7 protein-coding genes and 7 pseudogenes are annotated in these 17,858 nt (G+C 64.4%); 10 read left to right on the top strand and 4 right to left on the bottom strand.

All coding sequences use genetic code 11. From position 1 onward, the window contains the following. Positions 1 to 21: 21 nt before the first annotated feature. Positions 22 to 1,215, top strand: coding sequence for an L-2-hydroxyglutarate oxidase (gene lhgO / locus PspTeo4_RS01715; protein WP_322362002.1), 1,194 nt, complete (start codon positions 22 to 24; stop codon positions 1,213 to 1,215). A 31-nt stretch (positions 1,216 to 1,246) separates the two neighbouring features. Here lhgO and PspTeo4_RS01710 read toward each other — a convergent pair whose 3' ends face one another. Continuing rightward, positions 1,247 to 2,578, bottom strand: coding sequence for a DUF2235 domain-containing protein (locus PspTeo4_RS01710; protein ID WP_322362001.1), 1,332 nt, complete (start codon positions 2,576 to 2,578; stop codon positions 1,247 to 1,249). Between the two features lie 1,027 nt (positions 2,579 to 3,605). Here PspTeo4_RS01710 and PspTeo4_RS01705 point away from each other — a divergent pair. The 9 genes and pseudogenes from PspTeo4_RS01705 (at position 3,606) to PspTeo4_RS01665 (ending at position 15,985) form a co-directional block, all read left to right on the top strand. Beyond that, positions 3,606 to 4,561, top strand: a pseudogene (locus PspTeo4_RS01705) (AAA family ATPase). A gap of 4 nt (positions 4,562 to 4,565) precedes the next feature. Beyond that, positions 4,566 to 5,509, top strand: a pseudogene (locus PspTeo4_RS01700) (DUF58 domain-containing protein). After that, entirely contained in the window at positions 5,506 to 6,000 is a 495-nt protein-coding gene (locus tag PspTeo4_RS01695; protein ID WP_322362000.1) for a DUF4381 domain-containing protein, read from the top strand. The pseudogene PspTeo4_RS01700 and the gene PspTeo4_RS01695 overlap by 4 nt, the downstream one beginning before the upstream one ends. Beyond that, positions 5,993 to 7,068, top strand: a pseudogene (locus tag PspTeo4_RS01690) (vWA domain-containing protein). The gene PspTeo4_RS01695 and the pseudogene PspTeo4_RS01690 overlap by 8 nt, the downstream one beginning before the upstream one ends. Next, positions 7,065 to 8,777, top strand: a pseudogene (locus PspTeo4_RS01685) (tetratricopeptide repeat protein). The pseudogenes PspTeo4_RS01690 and PspTeo4_RS01685 overlap by 4 nt, the downstream one beginning before the upstream one ends. Continuing rightward, positions 8,774 to 10,398, top strand: a pseudogene (locus PspTeo4_RS01680) (BatD family protein). Before PspTeo4_RS01685 ends, PspTeo4_RS01680 begins: the two co-directional pseudogenes overlap by 4 nt. A gap of 121 nt (positions 10,399 to 10,519) precedes the next feature. Next, positions 10,520 to 11,756: pseudogene (locus PspTeo4_RS01675) on the top strand (exonuclease SbcCD subunit D C-terminal domain-containing protein). After that, a pseudogene (locus PspTeo4_RS01670) lies at positions 11,753 to 15,395 on the top strand (AAA family ATPase). The pseudogenes PspTeo4_RS01675 and PspTeo4_RS01670 overlap by 4 nt, the downstream one beginning before the upstream one ends. Further along, entirely contained in the window at positions 15,392 to 15,985 is a 594-nt protein-coding gene (locus PspTeo4_RS01665; protein ID WP_322361999.1) for a glutathione S-transferase, read from the top strand. The pseudogene PspTeo4_RS01670 and the gene PspTeo4_RS01665 overlap by 4 nt, the downstream one beginning before the upstream one ends. Before the next feature lie 127 nt (positions 15,986 to 16,112). Here the strand turns inward: PspTeo4_RS01665 and PspTeo4_RS01660 are convergent, their stop codons facing one another. The 3 genes from PspTeo4_RS01660 to PspTeo4_RS01650 form a co-directional block, all read right to left on the bottom strand. Continuing rightward, the gene (locus PspTeo4_RS01660; protein ID WP_322361998.1) at positions 16,113 to 16,292 is read right to left on the bottom strand and encodes a hypothetical protein; all 180 of its coding nucleotides are present in this window, start codon (positions 16,290 to 16,292) and stop codon (positions 16,113 to 16,115) included. Positions 16,293 to 16,415: 123 nt separating this feature from the next. Further along, positions 16,416 to 17,558 (bottom strand): lactonase family protein, encoded by a 1,143-nt coding sequence (locus PspTeo4_RS01655; RefSeq protein ID WP_322361997.1) that lies wholly within the window; start codon positions 17,556 to 17,558, stop codon positions 16,416 to 16,418. Then, a complete protein-coding gene (locus PspTeo4_RS01650; RefSeq protein WP_322361996.1) occupies positions 17,512 to 17,802 on the bottom strand; it encodes a DUF5629 family protein in 291 nt (96 codons plus the stop codon). The genes PspTeo4_RS01655 and PspTeo4_RS01650 overlap by 47 nt, the downstream gene beginning before the upstream one ends. Positions 17,803 to 17,858 lie beyond the last annotated feature (56 nt).

Raw genomic sequence — 17,858 nt, 5'->3', positions numbered from 1 at the left:
AGCATTCCAAGGTACCCAAGCATGATCTACGACTATTGCATCATCGGCGGCGGCATCGTCGGCCTCGCCACCGCCATGTCCCTGCTCGAACAGCGTCCGGGGGCCTCGTTGCTGATTCTGGAAAAGGAAGCCAGCCTCGGCCGCCACCAGACCGGCCACAACAGTGGCGTGATCCATGCGGGCATCTACTACGCACCCGGCAGCCTCAAGGCCGAGCTGTGCAAGCGCGGCGCCCAGGCAACCAAGGACTTCTGCACCGAGCACGGCATTGCCTTCGATGTCTGCGGCAAGCTGCTGGTGGCTTCAAACCCGCTGGAGATGCAACGCATGCAAGCGCTGTACGAGCGCTCGCAACTGAACGGGTTGAAAGTCGAGCGTCTGGATGCCGCCGAACTCAAGCGCCGCGAACCCAACATCGCCGGGTTGGGCGCGCTGTTCCTCGATGCCACCGGCATCGTCGACTACAAGCACGTGTGCAACGCCATGGCCAAGGTCATCGAAAAGGCCGGCGGTGAAGTGCGCTTGTCGACCACCGTGCGTGCAATTCGCGAGCACGGTGACCATGTCGAAGTCCGCGATGACCAGCAAACCTGGCAGGCCCGCCAGCTGGTCGCCTGCGCCGGCCTGCAGTCCGACCGCCTCGCCCGCCTGGCTGGCGTGAAGATCGACCATCAGATCATCCCCTTCCGCGGCGAGTACTACCGCCTGCCGGCAAGCAAGAACCAGATCGTCAACCACCTGATCTACCCGATCCCCGACCCGGAGCTGCCGTTCCTCGGCGTGCACCTGACGCGGATGATCGACGGCAGCGTCACGGTAGGCCCCAATGCGGTGCTGGGTTTTGGCCGGGAGAACTACCGCAAGTTCTCGGTGAACTGGCGTGATGTCGCCGAGTACGCACGCTTCCCCGGCTTCTGGAAGACGATCTGGAACAACCTCGGTTCCGGCACCACCGAGATGAAAAACTCGCTGTTCAAACGTGGCTACCTGGAGCAGTGCCGCAAGTACTGCCCTTCCCTAGAAGTCGAAGACCTGCTGCCCTATGAAGCCGGTATCCGCGCCCAGGCGGTGATGCGCGACGGCACGCTGGTTCACGACTTCCTGTTCGCCGAAACCCCGCGCATGGTGCACGTCTGCAATGCTCCTTCGCCGGCCGCCACCTCGGCTATCCCGATTGGCCAGATGATCGCCGAGAAGATCCTCAAGGCCCGCTGAAACCTGCTGCACAGGGCGAACTGCCTCCCCATCACTGCACTGGGTTGGCATGCATGACCCGGCCTGCTTCGGCGGGCCGGTTGATGTACAGCTGATCCAGTGAGCTGTTGCACAGGCCCTTGAGTGCATTCCAGTTTGCCGAGGTGTGGATGTAGTTTGCCCGCAGCTGCGTGTGTTCCTCCTGCGTCAGCCCCGGCTCAGCCCTGCGGCCCAGGGCGAAGTCGTGCAATTTGCGGCTGATGGCCTGCAGATCGTCCGGCAGCCCATGGGCCGGGTCATCGCCGAGTCTGGCGAATGGCACCCCGCCGCGCACGGCCAGTTCACGCATGATGCTGAGGTAGATGCGTGACAAATGCCCCTTCACCTCACGGCTCCACTGAACGGCGGCATATACCTGTTTTTCCGGGTCGTCGCGCCGGCTTCGGCTTCCGGCTATGGGTTCTTCCCAAGTCAGCAACTGGGGCCTCGGGGATGGCAGTTCTGTATAGGCCTGCTCCAGCAAAGTGCGGGTGATTGCGTAAGCCCGGGTCTGTTCGACTGGCGTGGCCAGCGCCACCCGGCTGGAGTTGGGCTTGCACAACAGGACGTGTTCCCTGAGGGACTCCAGGTAGCCGCCGCCGATGTTCGAATGTACGCCGGGCAGGAGGATGTCGTGGTCTGTGCGCACCAGCGGGAAGTTGTGTCGGTGCTCGTCGCTGGCCACCAACTGCACCACCTTGCGCGCCTTGCCTGGCGCCAACCCCAAACGCAGCTTGCCAAAGCGGGCTTTTCCTTGGCTGAGACTGTTGTGCAGGGGGGCGATGATTGCGGCGACGGTGTCGAACAGGCCGATGAAATTGATGCGGGTCTTAAGGTGTGGGCATAGGAAGCAGATGGGTGTGTCGTCGTGCAGCCTATTGAGCAGGTGTCGAGCGGCAGCGGCGCCTCGGCTGAAACCGAACAGGTCGAACTCGATATGCTCGGGTTGCGGGTGGGTTTGCAGCCAGCTGTTCAGTTGTTGCTCGATCATCGACAGGGCTTGCTGGACGCGGGCTTCGACACCTGTCTGGCCGCGGCCGGTGGCCTGTCCGAAGGCCGAGTCCGCGCTGGCTTGGGTAGTGCCTATGCCTTCGATGTACATTTTCAGGAAGTGCTTTTGTGCGGTGGTTTGCGGCTGGCCGGTTGGGTATAGCGCGTGTAGCAGGGCGATGTTGGTTTTGGCGTTGGCATAGCTGCTGTCGGTGCCTGTGTTTTCTTGCAGGTGGGAGTGGGTGGGGATGGCGTTTCCTGCATTGTTGCCGGTGCCGTCGAAGAAGATGCCTATCCGCAGGACGTACGATGTCGTGGTTTCGGGTACGGTATCTTGCTTATAGATTTTATCCATCTTGCTGAACTCCGATTAATTTGGCGAGTTCAGCAAGCAGCAAATCATCCTTACTGCCTACCAGCACATTCAACATCAGCAGTCCGAAACTTCCATTTCTCATCTAAAACTTAATTTCGTCTTTTGCTGTTTGCTGTTTGCTGTTTGATTTTTGTACGCGGTAGTTCAGACGCAGCAGATTGCGACTTCAGGAGGCCGAGTGGAGGTCTTGCGGAGGAAGGTGACGGGCATGGATGCCCGTCAAGCGCTGCGGCCCAGGATGGGCCGTACAGCGCGGTCCTTCCGGGAGCAAGACCGGAGCGAGGGAACCCCGGAGCGTAGCGTAGGGGCCGGATGTAGGAGCCGACGGTTTTTGGTTCCTTTTTTCCACGAAAAAAAGGGACCCGCTGTAAAAGCGGAAAGGTGATTAAGCGTCGCCTTGGCAAATGGATATGCTTACAAATTTAAAAACCAACTTCAAACAACAAAAAACAAAAACAAAAAACAAAAAACAAAAAACAAAAAACAAAATTAAGTGTAGGCATTTATACAGCGTGGATATCCATTTGCCATGGAGGCGCTTATTCACCTTTTCGCCTTTACGGCGACCCACTTTTGCTCTTGGGCAAAAGTGGGCAAAAACCGCCGCTCCTACATCCGGCCCCTACGCTGCGCTCCGGGGTCCCCTCGCTCGGTCTTGCTCCCGGGAGGACCGCGCTGTACGGCCCATCCTGGGCCGCAGCGCTTGACGGGCATCCATGCCCGTCACCTCCCTCCGCAAGCCCTGCGCTCGGCCTCCTGAAGTCGCAATCTGCTGCGTCTGAACTACCGCGCGCTAGAAGCAAAAGCAAAAACAGGGCAAGGGCAGGAACAGGAGCAGGAGCAGGAGCAGGAGCAGGAGCAGGAGCAGGTTTGGAGTGGGGCTGACTTTTCGAGAATTTTACCCACCGCCATTGGTCGCCACACCCCCGGATAGATTAAAGTATCCCCCCCTGCCCCAGGCACCCGCTCCCAGCGCGCCCAGGCCCAATCCCAGGAACCGTCGCCGATGGAACACCGTGAAGCGCTGATCGCGCTGCGCACCTTTCTTTCCTCCCAGATCCTGGCCAGGAGAAACTGGTCGAACGTCTGTTGATCGTGCTCCTGGCCGACGGCCACATGCTGGTCGAAGGCGCCCCGGCCTGGCCAAGACCAAGGCCATCAAAGAACTCGCCGAAGGCATCGAAGCCCAGTTCCACCGCATCCAGTTCACCCCAGACCTGCTGCCCGCCGACATCACCGGTACCGAAATCTATCGCCCGGAAACCGGCAGCTTCGTGTTCCAGCAAGGCCCGATTTTCCATAACCTGGTCCTGGCCGACGAAATCAACCGCGCCCCGCCAAGGTCCAGTCCGCACTGCTCGAAGCCATGGCCGAACGCCAGGTCGGTGTCGGCCGCAGCACCTACGAACTGTCCCCGCTGTTCCTGGTCATGGCCACCCAGAACCCCATCGAGCAGGAAGGCACCTATCCACTGCCCGAAGCCCAGCTCGACCGCTTCCTGATGCACGTGAAAATCGGCTTCCCCGACGCCGCCGTCGAACGCCGCATTCTCGCCCAGGCACGTGGCGAAGCCCTCGGCGGCGAAGCCAAACCCGAGCGCCGGGTCAGCCAGCAGGCAATCTTCGCCGCACGCAAGGAAATTCTCGGCCTGTACATGGCCGACGCCGTGGAGGAATACCTGGTACAGCTGGTCATGGCCACCCGCACCCCAGCCAAGTTCGACGCCGAGCTGGCCGACTGGATCGCCTACGGCGCCAGCCCCGCGGCTCGATCGCCCTGGACCGCTGTGCCCGGGCCCACGCCTGGCTGGCCGGGCGCGACTTCGTCAGCCCGGAAGACATCCAGGCGGTACTGTTCGATGTGCTGCGCCACCGCATCATCCTGTCCTTCGAGGCCGAAGCGGCGGGGATCGACCAGGACCGAGTGGTCCAGCGCATCCTCGACGTCGTCGCCGTAGCCTGACCCCATGCCCACCACCCCGCTGGCCGACCCCGGCATCCGCATCGGCCTGGCCGAGCTGATCGACATGCGCCACCGTGTACGCGAGATCCAACTGTTCTCGCGGCCCGGCCAGCGCAGCCGCTGGTGGGCCTGCACCACTCCAAACTGCGCGGACGCGGCGTGGACTTCGACCAGGTGCGCGTCTACCAGGCCGGCGACGATGTGCGCAACATCGACTGGCGCGTTACCGCGCGCACCCAGGAACCTCACACCAAGCTGTTCCACGAGGAACGCGAACGGCCCATCTTCATCCTCGTCGAACAAAGCCAGCGGCTGTTCTTCGGCTCGGGGCTGATGTTCAAATCGGTGCTGGCCGCCCAGGCCGCGGCCCTGTTCGGCTGGGCCGCGCTCGGCCACAACGACCGCATCGGCGGGCTGGTGTTCGGTGACAACGAACACCACGAAGTCAAACCCCGCCGCAGCAAGCAAAGCCTGCTGCAGCTGCTCAACCGCCTGGCCAAGGTCAACCAGGGCCTGCACACCGAAGCCGTGCCCCAGGCCGACAACCTCGGCCTGGCACTGCGCCGGGCGCGCGAGGTATTGCGCCCCGGCAGCCTGGCTATCGTCATCTGCGACGAACGCTCGTTGACCGACCAGGCCGAACAACACCTGGCCATGCTTTCGCGCCACTGCGACCTGCTGCTGCTGCCGGTGTCCGACCCGCTCGACCATGCCCTGCCCGCCGCAGGGTTGCTGCGCTTCGCCCAACGCAGCGCACAGCTGGAACTCGACACACTGGACGCCAACCTGCGCCAGGCCTACCGGCAACAGGCCGAAGCCCGTATCGAGCGCTGGGAGCTGATGACGCAGAAACTGCGCGTGCTGATGATGCCGCTGAGCACCCAAAGTGAAATGATCGAGCAACTGCGCGAATACCTGAACGCCCAGCGCCCCGGGAGCCGGCAATGAACCCGCTGGACCAGTTGCAACCGCTGATCGCGCCGAAGGCCATCGGCCTTTGGCCGCCCGCACCGGGATGGTGGCTGTTGCTTGCCATGCTGCCGCTGCTGGCTTGGGGCCTTTGGCGCCTGCGCCGCTGGCGCCCTGGCAAGCGCCCGATCGTGCGCGCCGAGCAACCGCTTGACCCGGTGCGCGTAGAGGCCCTGGCCGAACTGGCACGCCTGCCACGCCCTTATGACGGCGCCCCAGCCGGTGCCTGGCTGCAGCAGATCAACGCCCTGCTCAAGCGCCTGTGCCGCAACCACTACCCCGGTGCCAACAGCCATACCCTCAACGGTCGTCAGTGGCTGGCCTTCCTCGACAACCGCTGCCCGGCCGCCGGCCTGACCTGTTGGATGATACTGGTCGAAGGCGCCTACAAACCCGAGTGCAAACTCGACGACAAAGCCATCGCCGGGCTCAGCCAGGCGGTCGAAACCTGGATCCGCAAGCATGTTTGAGCTGGCTTGGCCGTGGGTCTTCGCGCTGCTGCCACTGCCGTGGCTGGCGCGCCTGCTGCTGCCTGCCGCCGACAGCGGCGAGCCGGTGCTCAAAGTGGGCTTTCTCGACGAACTGGAAGGGCTGGCCGGGCGCCGGGCACGCCTGAATCTGCCGACCTGGCGGCAACAGGCGCCCTACGTGCTGATCTGGCTTTTGCTGCTGTGCGCCGCCGCCCGCCCGCAGTGGCTGGGCGAACCGGTGCCGGTGTCCGCCAGCGGCCGGGACTTGCTGGTGGCCGTGGATGTTTCTGGCTCAATGGACTTCCCCGACATGCAGTGGAAGGACGAGGACATCAGCCGCCTGGACCTGGTCAAGGCGCTGCTCGGCGACTTCCTGCAGGACCGCGAAGGGGACCGGGTCGGCCTGATTCTGTTCGGCAGCCAGGCGTATCTGCAGGCACCACTCACCTTCGACCGGCGCACAGTACGCACCTTCCTTGATGAGGCGCAGATCGGCATCGCCGGCAAGAACACGGCCATCGGCGACGCCATTGGCCTGGCGGTCAAGCGCTTGCGTGAGCGTCCGGCGCAGAGCCGGGTGCTGGTGCTGATCACCGACGGCGCCAACAATGGCGGGCAGATCCACCCGCTGACCGCCGCGCGCCTGGCCGCACAGGAAGGCGTGCGCATCTACACCATCGGTATCGGTGCCAACCCCGAGGCCAGCGGCACCCTGGCCTGCTGGGCCTCAACCCGAGCCTGGACCTGGACGAAGCCTCGCTCAAGGAGATTGCCGACATTACCCATGGCACCTACTTCCGCGCCCACGACGGTGCCGAACTGGACGCCATCGGCGATACCCTCGACCAACTGGAGCCGGTGGCCCAGCAACCGACCCAGGCCCGCACAGCCAAAGATTTGTACGCCTGGCCGCTGGCCCTTGCATTGTTGCTGAGCGTGCTGCTGGTGGTGGCCGTGCAATGGCCGGACAACCTGCTACAACGCGTGCTGCGCAAACCAAGCTTTCTGCAGCCTCACCCGGAATGGCGCCAGCGCCTGAAGCGCCTGCGCCTGAGGAGGCGGCGATGATCGATCTCTGGCCTCAATGGCTTCGCCCGCTCTGGCTGCTGGTGCTGCCGGTACTCGGCTGGCTGTTGTTCAAACTGTGGCACCGGCGCAAGCGCGCCGGGCGCTGGCAGATGATCCTGCCGCCCGCCTTCCACCCGGTGCTGCTCGGCGGTGGCAGTGGCAGTACCAGCAAACTGCCGTGGGTGGCCCTGGGGCTGGCCTGGCTGCTGGTGGTCCTGGCCTTGCTTGGGCCCAGTTGGCAGCGCGTGGAAGAAACCCGCCAACGCCCGGCCGACCCGCTGGTGATCCTGCTGGAACTCACCCCGCAGATGCTCGCCGAAGACAGCCCGCCCAACCGCCTGGAGCAGGCCCGGCGCAAAGTCCTCGACTTGCTCGAACACCGCCGCGACAGCCAGACCGCCCTCGTCGTCTACGCCGGCAGCGCACACACGCTAGTGCCGCTGTCCGATGACCTGGGCACCACGCGCAACCTGCTTGAAGCCATCGACCCGTCGATCATGCCGCAAGCCGGCCAGCGCGCTGACCTGGCCGTACAGAAAGGTCTGTCGCTGCTGGCCCAGAGCGGCCTGGGCCAGGGGCGTCTGCTGCTGATCGGCTCGGCGCTGAGCGAACCGGAACGCCAGGGCATCGTCCATGCCCTGGGCCGCCAGGGCCGAGTCTGCTGATGCTGGGCATCGGCAGCAGTGAAGGCGCACCGGTGCGCCAAGCCAACGGCGAATTCCTCAAGGACGATCAGGGCGGCATCCTTCTGCCGCGCCTGGACAGCGCCAGCCTCAAGGCCTTCATCAGCAGTACCGGCGGGCGCTATCGCCACGCCCGCATCGACGATCTCGACCTGCGTGGCCTGGGCCTGTTCGACAACCCCCGCGCCTTGCGCAACGATGGCCAGAGCGTGCAGCTGGACAGCTGGGCCGACCAAGGTTACTGGCTGCTGCTGCCGTTGCTGCTGTTGGCGGCCTGCGCCGGTCGGCGCGGCTGGCTGTTCTGCCTGCCGCTGCTGCTGGCCCTGCCGCAGCCCAGCCAGGCCTTCGAATTCAACGACCTGTGGCTGCGCCCCGACCAGCAAGGCCAGCGTCTGCTTGAGCAAAAGCGTCCGGCGGAGGCTGCACGCCACTTCCAGGACCCACAATGGCGAGGCATGGCGCTTTACCAGGCCGGTGACTTCGCAGGCGCCGCCCAGGCATTCGCACAGAGCAACAGTGCCGCGGCCCACTACAATCGAGGCAATGCCCTGGCCCACAGCGGCGAACTAAGCCGCCCTGGATGCCTATGAGCAAGCCCTGGAGCGCCAGCCCGACCTGCAAGCAGCGCTGGAAAACCAGGCCCTGGTCCAGCAAATGTTGCAGCAACGCGAAGCAGAGGCCGAGGAACCACCGGCCAAAAACGATGCCCAAGGCACGCCTGGCAGCGAAACCGAGGGCAACAGCAGCTCGGCCAGCAATCCAGCCCAGGGCACACCCGGCAACAACGAACAAGCTGCCGAAGCACCCGGCGAAAGCAGTCAGAACGGTCAATCAACCGCTAGTACTCAGGGTGGTGATGACGACAGCGTCACCCAGCCGCCGCAACGCCCGGTGTCGACCAGCCTCGATGCAGAGCAACGCCAGGCTCTGGAACAATGGCTGCGAGAGATCCCCGACAACCCGGCGGAGCTGCTGCGGCGCAAATTCTGGTATGAACAGCAACTGCATCAGGAAAATCCACGATGAGTCGCTTCGGCGTCTTTGTTATCTGTCTGCTGTGGGCCCTGGTGGCCCAGGCCCAACTCAGCCTGCAAGCCAGCGTCGACCGCACTCGCCTGGAAGCTGGCGAAACCCTGGAACTGACCCTGGAAAGCCAGGACGTCACCCAGTTCGGTAAACCCGACTTGCGTGCACTGGAAGGCGACTTCGAAGTGCGCGGCACGCGCCAGCTGAACAGCCTGCACACCCTCGACGGCGAAACCCGCGCCAGCACTCGCTGGATCATCACCCTGCTGCCACGGCGCAGTGGCAGCCTGGTCATTCCCGAACTGCAACTGGGCCAGTCGCGCAGCCAGGCCATCGAGCTGCAGGTGGTGCAGGCCGACGCCAGCCGGCCGGACAGCGCAGCTCAGGTGTTCATCGAAGCCAGCCTCGACAGCAACGAGGTGTATGTCCAGGCACAGGCCGTGCTGACCGTGCGCATCTACCACTCGGTGTCGCTGTACGACGACAGCAGCCTGAGTCCATTGCAACTGGAGAACGCCAAGGTCGAGCAGTTGGGTGAATCGCGCACCTACGAGAAGGACATCAACGGCATTCGCCATGGCGTGATCGAAACCCGTTACGCACTGTACGCGCAGCAGAGCGGCTCTCTGGACATTCCACCGCTGACCTTCACCGCCACCGCCGCCGACAACGCCCAGCAACCGGCTGGCAACACACGGGTAGGCCGCCAGCTGCAGGTCAGCTCGCTGCCGCTGCGCCTGGCAGTGCGCCCGATTCCTGCCGCCTGGCCAGCCGACACGCCGTGGCTGCCCGCCCGCAACCTGACCCTGGAAGAGCACTGAACCCTGACCCTGCGCAACAGAAGGTGCAGATCGGCGACTCGCTGACCCGCAACATCACCCTGCGCGCCGAGGGCCTCTCCAGCACCCAGCTTCCACCCCTGCCAGCCACTGAAATCACTGGCCTGCGCCGCTACCCCGACCAGCCGTTGCTGCGCAACGAAATCAATGAGCGCGGCATGACCGCCAACCGCGAAGAGCGCGAGGCACTGGTGCCGATCCACAGCGGCCAGTTGGCACTGCCGGCGCTGGAGGTCACCTGGTGGAACACCCGCGAAGACCATCTTGAGCACTCCAGCCTGCCAGCCCGTACGTTGGACGTGCAGGACAACCCGGCGCTGAGCGCCGAAACACCGGTCGGCGACAGCCGCAGCGGCAGCTCGCTGCTGTGGCCCTGGCAGCTGGCCACCCTGGTGTTCGCCCTCACCACCGTGCTGGGCTTCGCCCTCTGGTGGCGGGCACGTTCCCAGCCGGCGGTATTGCGCGCGGCGCAGAACGGCCCAAGCCCACGCACCTTGCTCGACGACATCAAGCGCGCCTGCCAGGCCAACGACCCTCAGGCCACGCGCCAGGCGCTCGATGCCTGGGCGCGCCAGCAACCGGAAACCCTGGCCGACATGGCCGCCCGCTTCGTTCCGTTGTCCGATGCACTGGATGGCCTGAACGGTGCGCTGTACAGCGAAAGCGGCCAGTACTGGCATGGCGATGAGTTGTGGCGGGCGATTGGCACCATTCCACCGGCCGAGCAGGTGTTGCTGCCTACTGGTGAAACCGGGAGTTTGCCACCGCTGTATCCCAAATAGCAGGAGCCGGCTTGCCGGCGATGGCCGCACCGCGGCCCCAATCAGTTACCATACGCACCCCGCGAAGCCCATCATTCAAGCCAAGCCCCGCGCTTGCCTGACTCGACACCACAGGTCCTTCATGCGTCTGTTTCACACCTCCGACTGGCACCTGGGCCAAAGCCTGCACGGCCAGGAACGCGACTTCGAACATGCCTGCTTCCTCGACTGGCTGCTTGGCCAACTGCGCCTGCGCCAGCCCGACGCGCTGCTGATTGCCGGCGACATCTTCGACACGGTCAACCCACCGGTCAAAGCCCAAGAACGTCTCTACGACTTCATCGTCCAGGCCCACGAGCAGCAGCCGAAGCTGGACATCGTGATGATCGCTGGCAACCACGACTCCGGCTCGCGCATCGAACTGCCCGCCGCGCTGATGCGCCGTTTGCGCACCCATGCGCTGGGCCGCGTGCCTGGCTCGACGAGGGCCAGCTGGATGCCGAGCGCCTGCTGATTCCGCTCACCAACGCCCGCGGCAAGGTCTGCGCCTGGTGCCTGGCCCTGCCCTTCCTGCGCCCGGCCGAAGTCACCGGCCCGCAGTTGGGCGACGACTACCTGCAGGGCATCACCCAGGTGCACCAGCAATTGATCGCCGCCGCGCAGCACAAGCGCAAGAAGGACCAGGCGCTGATTGCCATCAGCCACGCGCACATGGCCGGTGGCTCAGTGTCGGAAGACTCCGAGCGTAGCCTGATCATCGGCAACGCCGAAGCGCTGCCAGCCAAGTTGTTCGACAAGGCCATCAGCTATGTCGCCCTGGGCCACCTGCACAAGCCGCAGAAGGTCAACCGCGAAAACCGTATCCGCTACAGCGGCTCGCCGATCCCGTTGTCGTTCGCCGAAATCAACTACCCGCACCAGGTGCTGGAAGTGGAGCTGGACGGTACCGAGCTGGTCAGCGTCGAAGCGCGCCCGGTGCCACGCGCCGTGGCCCTGCAGCGCCTGGGCCCGGCACCGCTGGGGAAGTGCTGGAACAGCTCGCCGACTTGCCGGTAATCGACCTGCTCGAAGACCCCAACCGCCAGCCCTGGCTGGAGGTACGTGTGCGCCTGGACGAGCCGCAACCCGACCTGCGCCAGCAACTCGAACAGGCGCTGCAGGGCAAGGCCGTGCGCCTGGTGCGCATCAGCGCCGAATATGCAGGCCGCGGCGAACAGCAGGACGATGACCAGGCGTTCATCGAACTGGCACAGATGACGCCACAGGACCTGTTCAGCCGCGCCTGGGAACAGGCTTACGGCAACCCGGTCGATGAGCAGGCGCTGTCCGACTTCGCCCTGTTGCTGCAGGACGTCCAGCTCGAAGAGGAACAGCCATGAAAATTCTTGCCATCCGCCTGAAGAACCTGGCATCCCTGGCCGGCCCGATCGACATCGACTTCACCGCCGAACCACTGGCCAGCGCCGGCCTGTTCGCCATTACCGGCCCTACCGGCGCCGGCAAGAGCACCCTGCTCGACGCCTTGTGCCTGGCCTTGTTCGGCAGCGTGCCACGGCTCGACGATATCGGCCGCGAAGCTAAGGTGCCGGACGCCGACGGCGAAATCCCCACCTCCGACCCGCGCAACCTGTTGCGTCGGGGCACCGGTAGCGGCTTCGCCGAAGTCGACTTCGTCGGCATCGACGGCCACCGTTACCGCGCCCGCTGGGAGGCCAACCGCGCCCGCGACAAGGCCAACGGCAAGCTGCAGCTAAGCCGTCAGAGCCTGTACGACCTGGACAGCGAACAACTGCTGGGCAGCGGCAAGAACGAATACAAGCAACTGATCGAAGCACGCCTGGGCCTGAACTTCGAGCAGTTCACCCGCGCGGTGATGTTGGCCCAGAGCGAGTTTGGCGCCTTCCTCAAGGCAGACGACAAAGAACGCAGCGAGCTGCTGGAAAAGCTCACCAATACGGCCATCTACACCCGCCTTGGCCAGCGTGCCTTCAGCAAGGCCCGAAACCAGCGAAGCGCACAGCGCACTGAAAGACCGTGCCAGCCATTTGCTGCCCATGGCCAACGAAGCCCGCGCCGAGCTCGACCAACGCCTGGAACAGGCCCAGCAACAGTTCAAGGCCGACCAGGCCCGCGAGCGCCAACTGGAGCAGCAACGCACTTGGCTTGTGGAACAACAGCAGTTGCAGGCGCAACACAACGAGGCTGCGCAATCGCTGAAAAACGCAGAACTGGCCTGGGAGCAACTGACCGAGCAGCGCATCGACTTGCAGCGCCTGGAGCGCCTGGCGCCGCAGCGTCACCAGTTCCATCGCCAGCAGACGCTGGTGGCGGCACTGGCGCCGTTGGCAGCTGCGATCAGCGAGCAGCAGCGCCAGCAAACCGACCTGCACACCCGCTGCGCTGAACTCGAACAGGCGCTGGAAGCTTCGCGCCAGGCGCTGAGCCAAGCTCAGGTTAACCAGAGCGAAAACGCCCCGCGCCTGCGCAAGGCCTTCGCCGAGCAGGACACCCTCGCCCGCCTGGAGCAGGAGCTGGGCAAAGTAGGCGAAACACGTCAGCAGGCCGACCTGGCCGCCAGCGAGTTGCAGCAACAGATGCAGCAGCTCGATGAGCAGCAACAACGCAGCCAGCAGCAACTGGCACAGATCGATACGGCCCTGGCCGCGAGCGCCTCGCTGCAAACGCTGACCAATGCCTGGCAGGCCTATCGCCCGCAGTTGCAACAACTGCTGCTGATCGGCAACCGCCTCAACCAAGGCCGCGAAGAACTGCCCGGCCTGCAGGCCCAGGCCAGCCAGGCCAATGCCCAGCTGCAAGCACAGCGCGACGCCTTCGAGGTGCTGTTCCGCGAAGCCGGCGCAGAACCTCAGGCGCTGGCCGAGCAGCTCGACCTGCTTGGCAGCATGTTGCAGGAAAACCGCAAGCAGCAACGCGCCGTGGAAGAACTGTCGCGCCTGCATGCCCGCGAGCAGGAATTGCAGCAAGGTGTTTCCTCGCTGCGTGAGCGCCAGCAACAAGCCCTGCAGCAGCGCCAGCAACTGATCAGCGAAGGCACCGCGGCCAAGGCCGAGCTGGAAAGCGCCGAACAGGCCCTGACCCTGACCCGCCAGTTGCTCGAACGCCAGCGCCTGGCCCGCAACACCAGCGTCGAAGAGCTGCGTGGCCAACTGCGTGATGGCGAACCCTGCCCTGTGTGCGGCAGTGCCGAGCATCCGTTCCATCAACCCGAGGCGCTGCTGCAGAGCCTGGGCCGACACGACCAGGCTGAAGAAGCCTCGGCAGTGGCGCTGGTCGAACAGCTCAATACCCGCCTGATCGAACTGCGCACCCAAGTTGGCGTGGTCAACGGCCAGATCAAGGAATACCAGCATCAGCAAGGGCAGTTGAGCGAACAGCTGCAGCCTTTGGCCGGTCAGCTGGCCGCCCATGCCTTGTGGCCAGCGCTCAGTGCTCACGACGAAGCGGCCCGCAGTGCCTGGCTGGACGGCCAACTGCGCCGTATGGAACAGGAAATCAGCCGGGACGAGCAGCGTCAGGCCACCCTGCTAGCGGTGCAGAAAGAGGCCGCCCGCCTCAATCAGCAACTGCAAGCCGCCAGCGAAGCCCAACAGCAGGCACAACAGCGCCTGGACCAACAGCACCAGGCGCTGGACGCAGACCAACAGCGCCTGGAGCAAGCGCTGGCGGACTTCGCCGCGCTATTGCCGGCTGACATCTTGCAGGCCCTGCGCGACGAACCGGCGCATGCCTTCCTCAGCCTCGACCAGCAGATCGCCCAGCGCCTGCAGCAGCTGGAGCAACAAAAGGACGAGCAGCAAGAACAACAGCAACGCCTGCAACAGCTGGAACGGCTGCGCGACCAGCAACTGGCCCGCGTGCAACGCCAACATGAACTGCAACAGCAGCTCGACGGTTTGGCCGAACAGATGGACAAGGCACGCGCCACACTGACCGAGTTGCTCGGCGAGCACCCACGCGCCGAAGCCTGGCAGCAGCATCTGGAACAGCAACTGGAACAGGCCCGTACACTCGAAGCCCAGACCGCCCAGCACCTGCAGGATGCACGCACGCAAGCCTTGCAGCTGGCAGGCGAACTGAAGGCCAACGAGGCTCGCCGGCAAGCGCTCGAACAGGAGCATCAGCAGTTGCAAGGCGAGATCGCTCAGTGGCGCGCCGAGCACCCCGAGCTGGACGATGCCGGTCTCGACCGCCTGTTGGCGGTGGATGACACCCAGGTAACCGAGCTGCGCCAGCAGCTGCAAGGGGCGGAAAAGGCCATCGAACAGGGCCGAGTGGTGCTTCAGGAACGCGAACAGCGCCTGCAGCAGCACTCGGCCCAGGCTACGGTCGACGCGTCGGCCGAGGACCTGGACCAGGCCCTGGCCCAACTGCGCGAACAGCTGGCCAGCTTTGAACAGCAGTGCGCCGAACTGCGTGCCCAGCAGGCCGACGATCAACGCCGCCAGCAGGCACACCAGGCACTGGCTGGCGAAATCGAACAGGCCTACCAGCAATGGCAGCGCTGGGCCCGCCTCAATGCGCTGATCGGTTCGGCGTCGGGCGATGTGTTCCGCAAGATCGCCCAGGGCTACAACCTCGATCTGCTGCTGCACCACGCCAACACGCAACTGCGCCAACTGGCGCGGCGTTATCGCCTCAAACGCGGCGGCAGCGCCCTGGGGCTGCTGGTGATGGACACCGAGATGGGAGACGAGCTGCGCTCGGTGCACTCGCTGTCCGGTGGCGAAACCTTCCTGGTGTCGCTGGCCCTGGCCTTGGGCCTGGCGTCGATGGCCTCGAGCACACTGCGTATCGAATCGCTGTTCATCGATGAAGGCTTCGGCAGTCTCGACCCCGAGTCGCTGCAGCTGGCCATGGACGCCCTCGATGGCCTTCAGGCCCAGGGTCGCAAGGTGGCGGTGATCTCCCACGTGCAGGAAATGCACGAGCGCATTCCGGTGCAGATCCAGGTACGTCGCCAGGGCAACGGCCTGAGCGATGTGGAGGTGTGTGGGTGATTCTCTACTCGTTCCGCCGCTGTCCTTGGGCCATGCGTGCGCGCCTGGCCCTGCGCTATGCCGGATGCGACGTGCAGGTGTGCGAAGTGGCGATGAAGAACAAGCCGGCCGAACTGCTGGCTTTGTCGCCCAAGGGCACGGTGCCGGTGCTCGATACCGGGAACGGCGTACTGGAGGAAAGCCTGGACATCATGCGCTGGGCAGTGCAGCAGAACGACCCGCAGGATTGGCGGTTGCAGGGCGACCCTGCCGCAGCCATGCAGGCCGAGGCGCTGATCGAGCGCAACGACCGTGAGTTCAAGGCGCAGGTGAACCTGTACAAGTACGCCGAGCGTTACCCGGAGCATTCGCGGGAGCACTACCGCCAGCAAGCCGAACCTTGGCTGGCGGAACTCGAACAATTGCTGGACGCACGCCCCTACCTGCTAGCCGAGCATCCGAGCCTGGCCGACGCCGCATTGCTACCCCTGATGCGCCAGTTTGCCGGGGTCGAACCGCAGTGGTTCGCCGAGGCGGCTTATCCGCGAGTGCGGAGCTGGCTGGAGAGGTGGCTGGCGTCGGAGCTGTTCAAGTCCGTTATGGCCAAGTAACACCTGAAGAGCAGCGCGGTACCTGTGGGAGCGGGTTTACCCGCGAAAAAATACCGCGGTGCATGGCAAGGGCTTCGCCCTTGTTCGCGGGTAAACCCGCTCCCACAGAGGCCGTGTGCAATTTGCATCAATGAGTGTGCTTACCACTCAGCGCCGCATGAAAATGCGCACTCTGGCGCAGGTACTGATCGGTGTAGCTGTGGGTGGCGGCTGCCTTGCTGCTGTTGTCGGCATGGGCGTGTGCCGGCAGCACGACAGAGGCGGAAATGGCGGATGCGGCGATGACCGGGAAGAGATTGAAGTTCATCTGGGCTGACCTCGACTGCGGTGGTTTGACGTTGGCCCGTCTGGGCCTTGGGTCAAACTTACGCCGCTGAGGCCGCCCGCAGAAATTCATTGCGCCAGTACCGATTATCACGCCGATTGATAGTTACTCGACAAACTTAAGGTCCGAAGGCGCGTCCTGGGGCAATGTCTGCAAGGTCTCGCCGATCTTGCCGCTGCGCGGGTCACGGCGCATCACCACGATCTGGTTGCTCTTCTGGTTGGCCACCAGCAGGAAGTTGTCGCTCGGGTCGAGGGCGAACTCACGGGGGTGGTCACCCTCCACCGAACGCCGCTGCAAGAAGCTCAACTGGCCATCGTCCTTGCCCACGCTGAATGCCACGATCTCATTGGCCGTCCCTCGATTGCTCACATACAGGAAGCGCCCGTCCGCCGACAGGTGCAAGCCACCCGCCGCCTTCGCCTCGGCCTCCTGACGCTCGGTCAGCGGCAAGCGCTGGCGCTCGATCAGCGCACCGTCCTGCACATCGAACATCACCACCTCGGCGCTCATCTCCAGCGTCAGGTAAGCGTGACGGCCCTTGGCGTCGAACAGCAAATGACGCGGACCGCTGCCCGGCGGCAACGCCACCGAGGCGGGGATCGCCGGGCTCAAAGGATGCTCCGGGCTTGCGCCATCGTAGCGGTAGATGAACACCTTGTCGGCGCCCAGGTCGCAGGCGTACAGGTGCCGGCCATCTGGCGACAGCACCAGTGAATGCACATGGGCACCAGACTGGCGCCCGGGGTTCACGCCACTGGGCTTATGCCGGGCCTGTTGCACCACCGGCTTGAGCGTGCCGTCCTTGGCCACGGGAACCACCACCAGGCTGCCGCCCGGGTTGGGCGCGACGGCGTAGTTGGCAACGAACAGGTAGCGCTGGTCGTGACTGAGGCTGGCGTGGGTGGGCTCGTCACCCTTTGTCGCCACCTGGTTGAGCGGCTTGATTACACCCTTGCTGCTGACACTGAAGCTGCTGGCGTGGCCTTTTGCAGTTTCGTTGACCGCGAACAGCTGTCGGTGGTCGGCCGACAGCACCAGCCATGAAGGGCTTACGCTGTTGACCACTTGCAAGGGCGTGGGGTCGATGTGGCCACTTTTACTGTCGAAGTGGTAACGGTAGATGCCTTGGCTTGCGCCGTCGGTATAACTGCCCACCAACAAAGTCTCGGCGTGGGCGTCGATCAGAAGGCTCATGAAACTAGCGACCAGCAGGCTCGTCCAGGTCCGGTTCATCTTCGTCTTCATCCGGGGCACGAAAGGCACTCATACAGACTAGACGATGCTCGCCCTGGGCATCGTTGAGCTGCCACTCATCACCAGCGCCCACAGCGGCGGCGACCTGTTCGGTGGTGAAGGCCCAGCGGCGCATTTGCCGGCCGTCCATGCACTCGACGGTGAGGCCAGTGGCGTCGAAAGTGAAATCGAAGGCGTGCAGGCCGTCGATCAGAAGCATGTCGCAGGACTGGAGGGCGGTGGCAAGGGAAGACATGGGGGTACCAATTGAAAATGTGCCGGCATTATAGCCTTATCGCCGGCAAGCCGGCT

The sequence above is a fragment of the Pseudomonas sp. Teo4 genome (genome assembly GCF_034387475.1).
Taxonomy (GTDB): Bacteria; Pseudomonadota; Gammaproteobacteria; order Pseudomonadales; family Pseudomonadaceae; genus Aquipseudomonas.
This window is presented reverse-complemented; position numbering and strand designations above follow the sequence as displayed.